The 12,798-nt window shown below is 61.3% G+C and carries 16 protein-coding genes; 5 read left to right on the forward strand and 11 right to left on the reverse strand.

The window, feature by feature from the left end; genetic code table 11:
* Positions 1–44: 44 nt before the first annotated feature.
* Together OGL93_RS00800 and tldD are read left to right on the forward strand one after the other, a co-directional pair.
* Entirely contained in the window at positions 45–896 is an 852-nt protein-coding gene (locus OGL93_RS00800) for a carbon-nitrogen hydrolase family protein (RefSeq protein ID WP_263260393.1), read from the forward strand.
* A gap of 2 nt (positions 897–898) precedes the next feature.
* A complete protein-coding gene (gene tldD / locus OGL93_RS00805; protein WP_263260394.1) occupies positions 899–2,341 on the forward strand; it encodes a metalloprotease TldD in 1,443 nt (480 codons plus the stop codon).
* A gap of 30 nt (positions 2,342–2,371) precedes the next feature.
* Here tldD and yjgA read toward each other — a convergent pair whose 3' ends face one another.
* Positions 2,372–2,893: a ribosome biogenesis factor YjgA gene (gene yjgA, locus OGL93_RS00810; protein ID WP_263260395.1), complete on the reverse strand. Its 522-nt coding sequence runs from the start codon at positions 2,891–2,893 to the stop codon at positions 2,372–2,374.
* Positions 2,894–3,002: 109 nt separating this feature from the next.
* Between yjgA and pmbA the strand changes: the two genes are divergently transcribed.
* The 3 genes from pmbA (at position 3,003) to OGL93_RS00825 (ending at position 5,544) form a co-directional block, all read left to right on the forward strand.
* On the forward strand, positions 3,003–4,349 hold the full coding sequence (gene pmbA, locus OGL93_RS00815) for a metalloprotease PmbA (protein ID WP_263260397.1): 1,347 nt from the start codon (positions 3,003–3,005) through the stop codon (positions 4,347–4,349).
* Positions 4,350–4,481: 132 nt separating this feature from the next.
* Complete coding sequence (locus tag OGL93_RS00820) at positions 4,482–4,925, forward strand: tetratricopeptide repeat protein (RefSeq protein WP_263260398.1); 444 nt, start codon at positions 4,482–4,484, stop codon at positions 4,923–4,925.
* 1 nt (position 4,926) lies between these two features.
* On the forward strand, positions 4,927–5,544 hold the full coding sequence (locus OGL93_RS00825; RefSeq protein ID WP_263260400.1) for a superoxide dismutase: 618 nt from the start codon (positions 4,927–4,929) through the stop codon (positions 5,542–5,544).
* A 196-nt stretch (positions 5,545–5,740) separates the two neighbouring features.
* Here the strand turns inward: OGL93_RS00825 and OGL93_RS00830 are convergent, their stop codons facing one another.
* The 10 genes from OGL93_RS00830 to OGL93_RS00875 form a co-directional block, all read right to left on the reverse strand.
* Complete coding sequence (locus OGL93_RS00830; RefSeq protein ID WP_263260401.1) at positions 5,741–6,013, reverse strand: HPr family phosphocarrier protein; 273 nt, start codon at positions 6,011–6,013, stop codon at positions 5,741–5,743.
* A 20-nt stretch (positions 6,014–6,033) separates the two neighbouring features.
* Positions 6,034–6,891 carry an RNase adapter RapZ gene (gene rapZ, locus OGL93_RS00835; RefSeq protein WP_263260402.1) on the reverse strand — a complete coding sequence of 286 codons (858 nt, stop codon included), beginning with the start codon at positions 6,889–6,891 and terminating at the stop codon, positions 6,034–6,036.
* 2 nt (positions 6,892–6,893) lie between these two features.
* Positions 6,894–7,358 (reverse strand): PTS IIA-like nitrogen regulatory protein PtsN, encoded by a 465-nt coding sequence (gene ptsN, locus OGL93_RS00840; protein ID WP_263260403.1) that lies wholly within the window; start codon positions 7,356–7,358, stop codon positions 6,894–6,896.
* A gap of 7 nt (positions 7,359–7,365) precedes the next feature.
* The gene (gene raiA, locus OGL93_RS00845) at positions 7,366–7,674 is read right to left on the reverse strand and encodes a ribosome-associated translation inhibitor RaiA (protein WP_263260404.1); all 309 of its coding nucleotides are present in this window, start codon (positions 7,672–7,674) and stop codon (positions 7,366–7,368) included.
* 117 nt (positions 7,675–7,791) lie between these two features.
* The gene (locus tag OGL93_RS00850; protein ID WP_263260405.1) at positions 7,792–9,300 is read right to left on the reverse strand and encodes an RNA polymerase factor sigma-54; all 1,509 of its coding nucleotides are present in this window, start codon (positions 9,298–9,300) and stop codon (positions 7,792–7,794) included.
* A gap of 124 nt (positions 9,301–9,424) precedes the next feature.
* Positions 9,425–10,150: an LPS export ABC transporter ATP-binding protein gene (gene lptB / locus OGL93_RS00855; RefSeq protein WP_263260406.1), complete on the reverse strand. Its 726-nt coding sequence runs from the start codon at positions 10,148–10,150 to the stop codon at positions 9,425–9,427.
* Positions 10,150–10,695: a lipopolysaccharide transport periplasmic protein LptA gene (gene lptA / locus OGL93_RS00860; protein ID WP_263260408.1), complete on the reverse strand. Its 546-nt coding sequence runs from the start codon at positions 10,693–10,695 to the stop codon at positions 10,150–10,152. Before lptA ends, lptB begins: the two co-directional genes overlap by 1 nt.
* On the reverse strand, positions 10,682–11,254 hold the full coding sequence (gene lptC, locus OGL93_RS00865) for an LPS export ABC transporter periplasmic protein LptC (RefSeq protein ID WP_263260409.1): 573 nt from the start codon (positions 11,252–11,254) through the stop codon (positions 10,682–10,684). The genes lptA and lptC overlap by 14 nt, the downstream gene beginning before the upstream one ends.
* Before the next feature lie 6 nt (positions 11,255–11,260).
* Entirely contained in the window at positions 11,261–11,785 is a 525-nt protein-coding gene (locus tag OGL93_RS00870) for an HAD family hydrolase (RefSeq protein ID WP_263260411.1), read from the reverse strand.
* The gene (locus tag OGL93_RS00875; RefSeq protein ID WP_263260413.1) at positions 11,785–12,759 is read right to left on the reverse strand and encodes a KpsF/GutQ family sugar-phosphate isomerase; all 975 of its coding nucleotides are present in this window, start codon (positions 12,757–12,759) and stop codon (positions 11,785–11,787) included. The genes OGL93_RS00870 and OGL93_RS00875 overlap by 1 nt, the downstream gene beginning before the upstream one ends.
* Positions 12,760–12,798: the final 39 nt, after the last annotated feature.

Below are 12,798 nucleotides of genomic sequence, written 5' to 3' on the forward strand. Positions count from 1 at the left end.
GTTAGCATGCCAGGTAATCCCTTCCATCCGCGACGGAGGCATTCATGGAGTTGGCGGTAACCCAGATGGTCAGCGGTACCGACCTGGCGCTGAATCTGGAGAGGGCCAGGCAACTGCTCGAGCGGGCCGCCGAGGGTGGCGCGCGCCTGGCCGTGTTGCCAGAAAATTTCGCCGCGATGGGCCGCCGCGATGTCGCTTCCATTGCCCGGGCCGAGGCTCGCGGCGAGGGCCCAGTGATCGCGGCCCTGCGCCGTTGCGCGAAGGACCTGGGCTTGTGGATCGTCGCCGGCACGCTACCGTTGCCACCTGAGGGCCAGCCAGAGGGCAAGCCTTGTGCCTGTTCGCTGTTGCTGGACGATCAGGGGCACGTCGCTGCTCGCTACGACAAGCTGCACCTGTTCGACGTGGATGTGCAAGACAACCGCGCGCGGTACCGGGAGTCCGATGACTATGCCTACGGTCAACATGTGGTAGTGGCCGATACGCCGGTAGGGCGCTTGGGGCTGAGTGTGTGTTACGACCTACGCTTCCCAGAGTTGTATACCCAGCTGCGCGAGGCCGGCGCTGAGTTGATCAGCGCGCCCTCGGCCTTCACCGCGGTCACCGGCCTGGCGCATTGGGAGGTGCTGATCCGCGCCCGCGCTATCGAGACCCAGTGTTATGTATTAGCGGCCGCCCAAGGCGGCGAGCACCCAGGGCCGCGCCACACACATGGGCAGGCGGCGATCGTCGATCCCTGGGGGCGCCTGCTGGCGCAACAGGCCACGGGCGAAGCGGTATTGCTAGGCTCACGAGATGTCGCCGAGCAGGCGTCCATCCGTGAGCGTATGCCGGTGCAGGCGCATCGGCGGTTTTCCTCGCAGGGCGCGTTGCGGCCTGCCTCTTTCGCGGAGTGAACATGAGCGAGATGTTATCTACGGTCAGCGCACAGCTGTTGACGCCCGGCGAGTTGACCCTCGACAGCCTCGGCGGCGTATTGGGCGACTTGGCCGGCCCTGGCATCGATGCCGCAGACCTGTACTTTCAGGCGCAGATTTCCGAGTCCTGGGCGCTGGAAGATGGGATCGTCAAAGAAGGTAGCTTCAACTTCGACCAGGGCGTGGGCGTGCGCGCGCAGGCTGGCGAAAAAACCGGCTTTGCCTACAGCAATACCATCACCCGGGAAGCGCTGGGCCTTGCCGCCCAAGCCGCGCGCTCCATCTCCCGGGCCGGCCAGCAGGGGCAGGTCCAAGCGTTCCACGCGCCGGCGTTCGCCCCCCTGTATGCGGCGGACAACCCGCTGGATGTGTTGTCCCGCGCGGAAAAAGTCGAGCTGCTCAAGCGCATCGACGCTTATACCCGCACGCTGGACCCCCGCATCCAGCAGGTCACCGTAAGCATGGCTGGGGTTTGGGAGCGTATTCTCGTGGCCGCGATGGACGGCAGCCTGGCGGCGGACGTGCGCCCGCTGGTGCGCTTCAACGTGAGCGTGATCGTGGAGCAGAACGGCCGCCGCGAGCGTGGCGGCCATGGCGGCGGAGCACGTACCGACTACCGCTACTTCGTGGATGAAGAGCGTGCCATGGGCTATGCCCGCGAGGCCCTGCGCCAGGCCCTGGTAAACCTTGAGGCCAAGCCCGCGCCGGCGGGTACCTTGCCCGTGGTGCTAGGCTCGGGGTGGTCTGGCGTGCTGTTGCACGAAGCGGTCGGCCATGGCCTGGAAGGGGACTTCAACCGCAAAGGCAGCTCGGCCTACAGCGGCCGGGTTGGCGAGCAGGTCGCGTCCAGCCTGTGCACCATCGTCGACGACGGCACCCTGCAGGGCCGCCGTGGCTCGTTGAGCGTGGATGACGAGGGGACCCGCACGCAGTGCACCACCCTGATCGAAAACGGCATTCTCAAAGGCTACATGCAAGACAAGCTCAACGCCCGTTTGATGGGCGCGGCCGCCACCGGCAATGGCCGGCGCGAGTCTTATGCGCACCTGCCCATGCCACGCATGACCAACACCTACATGCTCGCCGGTGAGCACGACCCGGCGGAAATCATCGCTTCGGTGAAGAAGGGCCTTTACTGCGCCAACCTCGGCGGCGGTCAGGTCGACATCACCAGTGGCAAGTTCGTGTTCTCCACTAGCGAGGCCTACCTGATCGAAGATGGCCGCATCACCGCGCCCGTGAAGGGCGCTACGCTGATCGGCAATGGTCCGGAATGCATGAGCAGGGTATCGATGGTGGGCACCGACCTGGCGCTGGACAGCGGTGTGGGCACCTGTGGCAAGGATGGCCAGTCAGTACCCGTTGGCGTGGGGCAGCCCACGCTGAAAATCGACGCCATTACTGTGGGCGGCACTGGCGCGTGAGGCTCAGCCACCCACCCACGCTCGCCGTGCCTAGCGCAGGCCGCGCTGCTGTTCATCCAGCTCGCGGATGTACTTGAAGATCTTCCGGCTGGCTGTGGGCGGGCGGTTATGCGTGGCCTCGTGCTGCGCATGGCGCACCAGCGAGCGCAGGTGCTGGCGGTCGGTGTCCGGGTATTGGGTCACGAAGCTGTCGAGCACGGCGTCGTCGCCGCCGATCAGCTTGTCGCGCCAGCGTTCCAAGTTATGGAAGCGCTCGTTGTACTGGCGGGTGGAGGCGTCCACCTGGTCGAGCAGCTCGAAGATGGCGGCGGTGTCCTGGTCGCGCATCAGCTTGCCGATGAATTGCCTGTGCCGCTTGAGAGCGGCGTTGGCCGTATGTTTGGGGGCTTCCTCGAGGGCCCGGCGCAGCGGCTCCGTCAAGGGCAACTTGGCGAGCAGGTCCGGCTTGAGCGTGGTCAAGCGCTCGCCAAGTTCGGTCAAGGCATGGAGCTCGCGCTTGACCTGGGTCTTGCTTTTTCCCTCACCGAGGGAGTCGTCGTATGAATCAACCATGGGGGCCGTCCGCTGATAAACGCCGCCATGATAACCAGTCGGGGGCCGATTGTCCGGCCCGGCCAGCGCAGGCCCTTGCCGCGATCCGTCTTGAAGTGTGGAGAATCCCATGAAAGCAGTCCAAAGCGTTGGTCCCGAGGCCTTGCCGCTGCTGCAGCAGCAGGTCGAAGAGATCATTGCCGAAGCCCGGCGTCAGGGCGCCAGCGCCTGTGAGGTCGCGGTGTCCCTGGAGCAGGGGCTGTCCACCTCTATTCGCCAACGCGAGGTCGAAACGGTTGAGTTCAACCGTGACCAGGGTTTTGGAATCACCTTGTACCTGGGCCAGCGCAAGGGCTCGGCGAGCACCTCGGCCAGCGGGCCTGAGGCCATCCGGGAAACCGTGGCGGCAGCGCTGGCGATCGCCAAGCATACCTCTGAGGACGGAGCCTCCGGCCTTGCCGACGCCGCGCTAATGGCCAAGGCCTTACCCGCCCTTGACCTCTATCACCCTTGGGAGATCAGCCCGGAGGCGAGCATCGAGCTGGCCTTGGCCTGCGAGGCCGCAGCCTTCGATGCCAACCCCCTGATCCGCAATGCTGACGGTAGCCAGGTGTCAACGCACCGCGGCTGCCGGGTGTACGGCAATAGCCATGGGTTTCTCGGCGGCTACGCTTCGACCCGGCACAGCCTCAGTTGCGTGATGATCGCCGAGGAAGGCGGGCAGATGCAGCGAGACTACTGGTACGACGTCAACCGTGAGGGGCATTTGCTGGCCTCGCCGGAGTCCATCGGCCGTAAGGCCGCCGAGCGTGCCGCCAGCCGCTTGGGCGCACGGCCGGTGCCTACCTGTGAAGTGCCGGTGCTGTTCGCTGCGGAGCTCGCAGGAGGGCTGTTTGGCAATTTCCTCTCCGCGGTGTCTGGTGGCAACCTGTATCGCAAGTCTTCGTTCCTTGAAGGCACCATGGGGCAGCAGCTGTTTCCCGAATGGCTGACCCTGGACGAGCGCCCACATTTGCCGCGTGCCTTGGGCAGTGCGGGCTTCGATGGTGACGGCCTGGCGACCTACGCCAAGCCATTCGTAGAAGGCGGCCGGTTGGTGTCCTACGTGCTGAGCACTTATTCGGGCCGCAAGCTAGGGATGCCCAGCACAGCCAACGCTGGCGGTGTGCATAACCTTTTCGTGACCCATGGTGATGAAGACCAGGCAGCACTCATTCGCCGCATGGGCCGTGGTTTGCTGGTTACCGAGTTGATGGGCAGTGGGCTGAACATGGTGACCGGCGATTATTCTCGCGGGGCTGCCGGCTATTGGGTAGAAAACGGCGAGATCCAATTCCCGGTCCAAGAGGTGACGATCGCTGGAAACATGAAGGACATGTTCCGGCAGATTGTCGCCGTGGGGAACGACCTGGAGCAGCGCAGCAATGTGCGAACCGGCTCGGTGTTGATCGAGCGGATGACGGTCGCGGGTAGCTAAGCCACATAGAGCGCTTTCGGCTTTTTACATGGCCATGCGTCTGCTTGGTTTGCGTTGAGATTGATTATCAACTAATAGTCAATCTCAAGAGGTGCGCAGTTCATCTTCGCACGCCTACCTGCGGAGCCGGCCATGGACCATTGGAAACAGATCATCGAGCGCGCCAACGCACTCTTCGCCCAAGGGCAATGGGTGGAGGCGCGCGAGCATTACCTGCGGGCGCTTGCCCTGGCGCAGATACTCTTCGCTCGGTGGGGGAACCCGGACGAGGCTGTCGCAGCGTTCGTGGTCGCCCACCACAACCTTGCAGACCTGCATCTACACCTGCACCAGCCTGAGGAGAGCGCCGAATATCTGTGTGCTGCCCACGAGCAGTTGCTTGACGCCGCCCATCGGCACGACCTGCCAGGGCCGTTGCGCGAAGCAGCGCTTCGTCACAGCAATCGCACCTATACGGAACTGCTGGAGTTCATCGCCGTCCATGGCGAATACCCCCGCGCCGCGAGCCTGCTCGCCGGTGCCATGGGCCAACAGTCGCGCCACCCCGGCGCTCATCCGCGATACGGAGTCCACTGACATGCCCCATACCTTGCCTGCGTTGCCCTATGCTTACGACGCGTTGGAGCCCCATATCGATGCCAAGACCATGGAGATCCACCACACCAAGCACCACCAGACCTACATCAACAACCTGAACGCCGCGCTTGAATCCACCGAATACGCTGAGTGGCCGGTCGAAAAACTGCTGGGCGCTTACAACCAGCTGGATGAAAAACTGAAAGGGCCGGTCGCCAATAACGGCGGTGGCCACGCGAACCACTCGCTGTTCTGGACCGTCATGTCGCCTCAAGGCGGCGGCGCACCGAGCGCAGGCGTGCAAGAGGCGATCGACAAAGACGTCGGCGGCTTCGATGCCTTCAAGGACGCTTTCACCAAGGCCGCGATTAGCCGCTTCGGTAGCGGTTGGGCTTGGCTCAGTGTTACTCCAGAGAAAAAGCTGGTGGTGGAAAGCACCGCGAACCAGGACAGCCCGCTGATGAAGGGGAATACACCCATCCTGGGCTTGGACGTGTGGGAGCATGCCTACTATCTGAAGTATCAGAACCGCCGCCCAGAATACATCGGCGCCTTCTTCAACGTGATCAACTGGCCAGAGGTGGAAAAGCGCTATCAGGCTGCCGTTCGGGGCGTGTGAGCATAGAGGCCGCTTCCCCGGGCCCCTCAGCCCTTGCTTCTGTAGGAGGCCCCAGGGCTGCCTGCTCTGGAGTCTGAGTTCTGGGGGAGCTGCGAAGCCTGCGAACTTAGGCCCGATAAGTTCGAAAACGTAGGGTTCGCAGGGCACAGGGGGTTAGCGGGCTTCGCCCACTCCGAACACCCCCTGGGGGACCGGGTTATTCGCCTTCGTCGAATTTATCGTTGATCAGCGCGACGAGGGCGTCCAGTGCTTCCTGGGCGTTTTCACCCTCGGTGCTCAGATGGATCTGGGTACCTTTGCCCGCCGCCAGCATCATCACGGCCATGATGCTTTTCCCGTCGACCAGGCTCGCTTCGGTTCGCCCTACCCGGACCTGGCAGGGGAAGCGGCCGGCAACGCCGACGAACTTGGCAGCGGCGCGCGCATGCAAGCCCAGCTTGTTGATGATGGTAATGTCGAGTGCGGGCATTGCGTGGTGAGTCCTTGGGTTCAGGTGAGGTCTCGATGGCGGACCTGCACGTTCCGAATGGTGCTTTGCAGCAGCTCGCCGAGCCGCTCGGTGAGGTAGACCGAGCGATGGTGCCCTCCCGTACAGCCAATGGCAACCGTCACATAGGCACGGTTGCTGGCAGCGAACCGAGGTAGCCATTTAAGCAGGTAGCTGGATATATCCTGGAACATTTCCTCGACTTCCGGCTGGGCTGCGAGATAGTCGATTACTGGCTGTTCCAGGCCTGAGTGTTCGCGCAGCTCCGGCTTCCAATAAGGGTTGGGAAGGCAGCGCACGTCGAACATCACGTCGGCGTCCATCGGCATGCCGCGCTTGAACCCGAAAGATTCCAGCAGAAATGCCGTGCCGGCGTCCGGCTTGTTCAGCAGGCGCAGCTTGAGCATGTCGCGCAACTGATACAGGTTAAGGCTCGTGGTGTTGATCTTCAGGTCGGCAAGGTCGGCAATCGGCCCCAGCAGGTCGCTTTCCACCCGAATGGCTTCGGCCAGTGAACGGTTGGCGCTGGTCAGCGGATGCCGTCTACGGGTTTCTGAAAATCGCTTGAGTAGGGTGTCCTCATCCGCATCTAGGAACAGCACGTCGCAGTGGATGTGTTTATTGCGCACCTGCTCGAGCAATTCGGGGAAGCGCGAGAGATGGCTGGGCAGGTTTCGTGCATCGATGGAAACTGCTACCAGAGGCTGCGCCAGCTCCGTGTGAATGATCGCTCGCTCGGCGAGCTCGGGGAGGAGCCCGGCTGGGAGGTTATCGATGCAATAAAAGCCATTGTCTTCAAGCACATCGAGAGCGGTGCTTTTGCCGGAGCCGGAGCGACCACTAACGATGACCAGGCGCATGGTCAGGCACCAGCCTGGGCGTTCACGACCACTTGGTACAGCGCCTGGCTGTCTTGGGCAGAACGCAGTCGATCACGTACATCTTTCCGATCCAGCATGCTGGCGATCTGGCGAAGTAGTTCAAGGTGAGCATCGGTCGCGGCTTCCGGGACCAACAACACGAAGATGAGGTCTACCGGGGCGCCGTCAATGGCATCGAAATCTACGGGGGCGGCGAGATGAAGCAGGGCGCTCATGGGGCTTTGGCAATTGGCCAGGCGACAATGCGGAATCGCGATACCGTTGCCGAACCCGGTAGAGCCCAGCCGTTCGCGAGCGATCAGCGCGGCCAGGACGTCTTGTTGTTTAACGTCGGGGAGGTCTTGGCAGATCAGGGTGGCGATCTGTTCGAGTACGCGTTTTTTACTGCCTCCCGGCACGTTCACTTGGGAACGGCCGGGGGTCAGGATCTGTTCTAGTCGGATCATTGGGGGCTCAGCGAGCGGCCGCACCTTGCAGGTGGCTCTGCTGTTTTTCCTTATACTTGAGCAATTGCCGGTCGAGTTTACTAATGAGTAGGTCGATGGCCGCATACATGTCGTCGTGTTCAGCCTGGGCGACGACATCGGACCCGGGGACCCTGAGGGTCGCTTCGACTTTCTGTTTCTGTTTTTCGACTTCCATGATCACCTGCACGCTGGTGATCTTGTCGCAGTGCCGTTCGAGTTTGGCAAGTTTTTCGATCATGTAGTTACGCATGGCGTCGGTCACATCCAGCTGGTGCCCACTGATGTTGACTTGCATACCGCTTCTCCTTATTGCCAGTGCATAAAGAGGCAGGCGAGAAACCTGCCACTGAAACGCTGGTGGCATTCCGGGTGCGGCGCTGGCGCCAGCGGAGGCCTGCAAGCCCGGACCAGGCTACATCAACCGCTTGCGTTCGCTGGAAGGCGCGATCCCGAGGGACTCACGGTACTTGGCGACAGTGCGGCGTGCTACCTGAATGCCTTGTGCCTCCAGTAAACCAGCGATCTTGCTGTCACTCAACGGCTTTTTCTGATTTTCCGCCGCCACCAGTTTCTTGATGATCGCCCGAATGGCCGTGGACGAGCATTCGCCGCCCTCGGACGTGCTTACATGACTGGAGAAAAAGTATTTCAGTTCATATATGCCGCGGGGAGTGTGCATGTACTTTTGCGTGGTGACCCGGGAAATGGTCGATTCATGCATCCCGACGGCCTCGGCGATGTCATGCAGGACCAACGGCTTCATGGCCTCATCACCGTAATCGAGGAAGCCGCGCTGATGCTCTACGATCTGGGTCGCTACCTTCATCAGCGTTTCGTTACGGCTTTGCAGGCTCTTGATGAACCACCGCGCTTCCTGCAGTTGGTTACGCATGAAAGTGTTGTCCGCGCTGCTGTCGGCGCGTCGAACGAAGCCTGCATATTGCGGGTTCACGCGTAGGCGCGGCATGGACTCTTGGTTGAGTTCGACCAACCAGCGGTCGCTGTCCTTGCGCACGATCACGTCGGGCACCACGTATTCAGGCTCGCTGGATTCGATCTGCGAGCCGGGCCGCGGATTGAGGCTCTGCACCAGCTCGATGACTTGGCGGAGCTCGTCTTCCTTGAGTTTCATCCGGCGCATCAGTTGGCTGTAATCGCGGCTGCCAAGCAACTCGATGAAATCGGTGACCAGCCGTTGCGCTTCGGCGAGCCAAGGTGTTTTTGCTGGCAATTGACGCAACTGTAGCGCCAGGCATTCACCCAGGTTCCGGGCGCCGATACCTGCGGGCTCGAATTGCTGAATGCGGTGGAGCACGGCCTCTACTTCATCCAGTTCGATGTCGAGTTCCGGATCGAAGGACTGGCAGACCTCCTCGAGGCTTTCCTCCAGGTAGCCCTGGCTGTTGATGCAGTCGATCAGGGTGACTGCGATCAAACGATCGTTATCCGACATGGGGGCGAGGTTGAGCTGCCACAGCAGATGGCTTTGCAGGCTCTCGCCCACGGACGTGCGCGTGGTGAAGTCCCAATCATCGTCATCGCCACTTGGCAGGCTGCTGGCGCTGGTCTGGTAGATGTCCTCCCAAGCGGTATCCACCGGAAGCTCATCGGGGATTCGTTCGCTCCAGTCACCTTCTTCACCGCCTTCCGATGGTGTTGCGCTTTCCTGAAAATTGGCTTCCTGGAATGGCGCTTCCTGGGGCTCGGACGGGCTGGTGTGCTCTACTTTGTCCGCGAGGGGGTCGGTATTGTCGAAGTCGTCGCCATCTTCCTGGCGTTCGAGCATCGGGTTGGATTCGAGCGCCTCCTGGATTTCCTGTTGTAGGTCCAGGGTAGAAAGCTGGAGAAGGCGGATGGCCTGTTGCAACTGCGGCGTCATCGTCAGTTGCTGGCCCATCTTGAGGACAAGCGATGGTTTCATGGCGTGAGCTTGACACCTTGTTTGCCGGCGCGGTGCGCCATCCACAACAGGTGCTCCATTGAGCACCTGAATTTAAGCAAATTATATGCCTGAAACCGAGGCGTTTGCCTAGGGGTCTTTGCGTTTACAGGCGGAACTCATGCCCCAGGTAAACTTCTTTGACCAGCTCGTTAGCGAGAATAGTCGCCGAATCCCCTTCTGCAATCAATTGGCCATCGTTCACGATGTAGGCGATTTCACAGATATCCAGGGTTTCGCGCACGTTGTGGTCGGTGATCAACACGCCGATGCCCTTGGCTTTGAGCTGATGGATGATCTGCTTGATGTCACCCACGGAAATGGGGTCTACGCCGGCGAATGGTTCATCGAGCAAGATGAATTTCGGTGCGGTAGCCAAGGCTCTTGCGATCTCTACACGACGGCGCTCGCCGCCCGAGAGGCTCATGCCGAGATTGTCCCGGATATGGGTAATGTGGAATTCCTGCAGCAGGTTTTCGAGCGTCTTGCGGCGGCCGGCGCTGTCCAGGTCCTTGCGGGTTTCGAGGATGGCCATGATGTTATTGGCCACCGTCAGCTTGCGGAAGATCGACGCTTCCTGTGGCAAATAACCGATGCCGGCCTTGGCTCGGCCATGCATGGGCTGGTGGCTGACGTCCAGATCATCGATCAATACCCGGCCCTGGTCGGCCTGCACCAGCCCTACGATCATGTAGAAGCAGGTCGTCTTGCCTGCACCGTTTGGCCCGAGCAGGCCTACGATCTGCCCGCTGTCGATGGACAAGCTGACGTCCCGGACCACTTGCCGGCTTTTGTAGCTTTTGGCCAGATGCTGGGCCTTCAACGTTGCCATTACTGCGCCTTCTGCGGCTGGTCGGTTTTCTTCTTCGGCTGGATCACCATGTCGATCCGAGGACGTGGCGCGGTGATCTTAGTCCCGGTGGCGCGACCGGCGTTGACCACCTGGCGCACGGTGTCATAAACGATCTTCTCGCCTTCGGAAGTGTTGCCGTCGTTGATGACTTTCGCCTTGTCGATCAGCACGATGCGGTCTTGCGAAGCAAAGTACTGGATGGTCACGCCGTAGGCTTGCACGATGGGTTTGTCCACGGCGGGCTTCTGCTCGTAGTACGCCAGGTTACCCACGGCCGTGAACACGTCCACGTCGCCATTGGCGGCGCGCGTGACCGTGACCTTGTTGCCGGTAATTTTCATCGAGCCCTGAGTAATGACCACGCCGCCGGTATAAACGGCCACGCCCTGCTTGTCATCAAGCTGGGCATCATCGGACTGGATATGAATGGGCTGATCCCGATCGGTGGGCAGCGCCAAGACGTTCACGCTTCCCAGTGCCGCGCCCAGGCCAAGCAGGAAGGGGAGGGTTTTAACGAGCCTCATACTGTCCTCTTACAGTGGACAGCAAGTGGATCTTGCTGTCGTTCAAATACGCTTTCATTCCCTTGGCAGTCGTAACGCCACCGGCGCCGTCGATTCTAACGTCTTGGTCGGTTTCCGCATATTGCTTCTGCGGGAAGACTGTCGCGCGGGAGGTGGTGATCACGGTAGTGCGCTGTTGCTGGTCGGTGCGGTTGAGCCGCACCGCTTCGATCAGCTCGACCTGAGTGCCGTCGGGATTTACCTCGGCGCGTTCGCTACGCACATGCCAAGGGAACGGCGTACCACGGTAGATATCCATCACCGGCTTGCTGACATGGCTGACTTCACTGGCCTTGAAGTGTTCGACCTTATCGGCAGTCATTTCGTATTGCATCTTGCCGTCGGGCAGGTACTGCACGGTGTGGGCGTTGATCGCATAGTAGTCGATGGTCGCGGCGTCGACACTGGCCTTGGGGTTGTCAAGGAATCGCGCAGGGCTGACGTTCCAATAGCCTACTGCGATCAACAGGGCCACCAATGGCAGCGCAATGGCAAGCCTGAGCAACTTTCGGTTTGGCATGAGAACCTACAGGTAATGATTCAGCGCGGCATCAAGGTTGCCTTGGCCGCGCAGGATAAGTTCGCAATATTCCCGGGCCGCACCTTCCCCGCCCTTGGCCTGGGTCACCCCGTGGGCGTGCTGGCGAACGAAGTCGGCGGCATTGGCCACTGCCATGCCCAGGCCGACCCGGCGAATTACCGGCAGGTCGGGAAGGTCGTCGCCCAGGTGTGCTACCTGCTCATAGGACAGGCCTAGCACGCCCAGGAGTTCATCAAGCACGGCAAGTTTGTCTTCGCGCCCCTGATACACGTAAGGAATGCCCAGGTTCCGCGCGCGCCGCTCGGTGGCCGGGCTGTTGCGCCCGCTGATGATGGCGGTCTTGACCCCACTGGCCATCAACATCTTGATGCCCTGACCATCAAGCGTATTGAACGCCTTCATTTCAGAGCCGTCTTCAAGAAAGTACAAGCGGCCATCGGTGAGTACGCCATCGACATCGAAAATGGCCAGTTTGATCCGGCTCGCTCGTGCTAGCAGCGACTGATCCATTACACGACCCCCGCACGGAGGAAATCATGCATGTTGACGGCGCCAACGGGATGGTTTCGTTCGTTTATCACTACCAGGGCGCCGATCTTGTGATCTTCCATGATCTTCAGCGCCTGCGCTGCGAGCATGTCCGGCGTTACCGATTTGCCATGCACGGTCATGACCTCGTCGATGATCGTGGCATGGACATCCAGGTTACGGTCCAGAGCGCGACGCAGGTCGCCGTCGGTGAACACACCTGCGAGGCTGCCGTCTCCTTCAAGCACGGCGGTCATTCCCAAACCTTTGCGAGACATTTCCAAGAGGGCTTCCTTCAGCGGTGTGCCGCGCCGGACCGAGGGCAGGCTGGCGCCGCTGTGCATCAATTGTTCTACCTTCAGCAGCAGGCGCCGGCCAAGGGCTCCGCCAGGGTGCGAGAAGGCGAAGTCTTCAGCGGTGAAGCCGCGTGCCTCGAGCAGCGCCACGGCCAAGGCATCACCCAGTACCAAGGCAGCCGTCGTCGAGGACGTTGGCGCCAGGTTGAGCGGGCAGGCCTCATTTTGCACGCGTGCGTCCAGGTTGGCCTCCGCGGCCTGCGCGAGTGTGGACCCTGGGTTGCCGGTGAGGCTGATCAAGCCGATACCCAGGCGCTTGATCAGCGGCAGCAGCGTGAGAATCTCCGCGGTCGTGCCCGAATTGGACAGTGCCAGCACGATGTCAGCGGGCGTGATCATGCCCATGTCGCCATGGCTGGCCTCGGCAGGATGCACGAAAAACGCCGGGGTGCCGGTACTGGCCAGGGTCGCGGCGATCTTGCGGCCGATATGGCCGGATTTGCCCATGCCCATCACCACGACCCGGCCAGAGCTCGCCAGGATCATTTCGCAGGCGCGAACGAAGTCTGCGTTTATATGTTCGAGCAACCCTTCCACCGCCTTCATTTCAAGGCCGATGGTGCGTTGCGCCGACTGGATAAGGTCCCGGGTTTGGTTCATGCGGGGAAGGTCGATCTGAAGAAAAGGCCGGGATTATAT

Source organism: Pseudomonas sp. RIT-PI-S (assembly GCF_025642975.1).
Taxonomy (GTDB): domain Bacteria; phylum Pseudomonadota; class Gammaproteobacteria; order Pseudomonadales; family Pseudomonadaceae; genus Aquipseudomonas.

Excerpts from the sequence above, each read along its gene's own strand:
- yjgA (WP_263260395.1), bottom strand. The coding sequence starts at position 2,893 with ATGGTTGATTCATACGACGACTCCCTCGGTGAGGGAAAAAGCAAGACC.
- lptB (WP_263260406.1), bottom strand. The coding sequence starts at position 10,150 with ATGGCAACGTTGAAGGCCCAGCATCTGGCCAAAAGCTACAAAAGCCGG.
- rapZ (WP_263260402.1), bottom strand. The coding sequence starts at position 6,891 with ATGCGCCTGGTCATCGTTAGTGGTCGCTCCGGCTCCGGCAAAAGCACC.
- OGL93_RS00830 (WP_263260401.1), bottom strand. The coding sequence starts at position 6,013 with ATGCCCGCACTCGACATTACCATCATCAACAAGCTGGGCTTGCATGCG.
- OGL93_RS00870 (WP_263260411.1), bottom strand. The coding sequence starts at position 11,785 with ATGGATCAGTCGCTGCTAGCACGAGCGAGCCGGATCAAACTGGCCATT.
- ptsN (WP_263260403.1), bottom strand. The coding sequence starts at position 7,358 with ATGATCCGACTAGAACAGATCCTGACCCCCGGCCGTTCCCAAGTGAAC.
- pmbA (WP_263260397.1), top strand. The coding sequence starts at position 3,003 with ATGAAAGCAGTCCAAAGCGTTGGTCCCGAGGCCTTGCCGCTGCTGCAG.
- OGL93_RS00825 (WP_263260400.1), top strand. The coding sequence starts at position 4,927 with ATGCCCCATACCTTGCCTGCGTTGCCCTATGCTTACGACGCGTTGGAG.
- tldD (WP_263260394.1), top strand. The coding sequence starts at position 899 with ATGAGCGAGATGTTATCTACGGTCAGCGCACAGCTGTTGACGCCCGGC.
- lptA (WP_263260408.1), bottom strand. The coding sequence starts at position 10,695 with ATGAGGCTCGTTAAAACCCTCCCCTTCCTGCTTGGCCTGGGCGCGGCA.
- raiA (WP_263260404.1), bottom strand. The coding sequence starts at position 7,674 with ATGCAAGTCAACATCAGTGGGCACCAGCTGGATGTGACCGACGCCATG.
- lptC (WP_263260409.1), bottom strand. The coding sequence starts at position 11,254 with ATGCCAAACCGAAAGTTGCTCAGGCTTGCCATTGCGCTGCCATTGGTG.
- OGL93_RS00800 (WP_263260393.1), top strand. The coding sequence starts at position 45 with ATGGAGTTGGCGGTAACCCAGATGGTCAGCGGTACCGACCTGGCGCTG.
- OGL93_RS00850 (WP_263260405.1), bottom strand. The coding sequence starts at position 9,300 with ATGAAACCATCGCTTGTCCTCAAGATGGGCCAGCAACTGACGATGACG.
- OGL93_RS00875 (WP_263260413.1), bottom strand. The coding sequence starts at position 12,759 with ATGAACCAAACCCGGGACCTTATCCAGTCGGCGCAACGCACCATCGGC.
- OGL93_RS00820 (WP_263260398.1), top strand. The coding sequence starts at position 4,482 with ATGGACCATTGGAAACAGATCATCGAGCGCGCCAACGCACTCTTCGCC.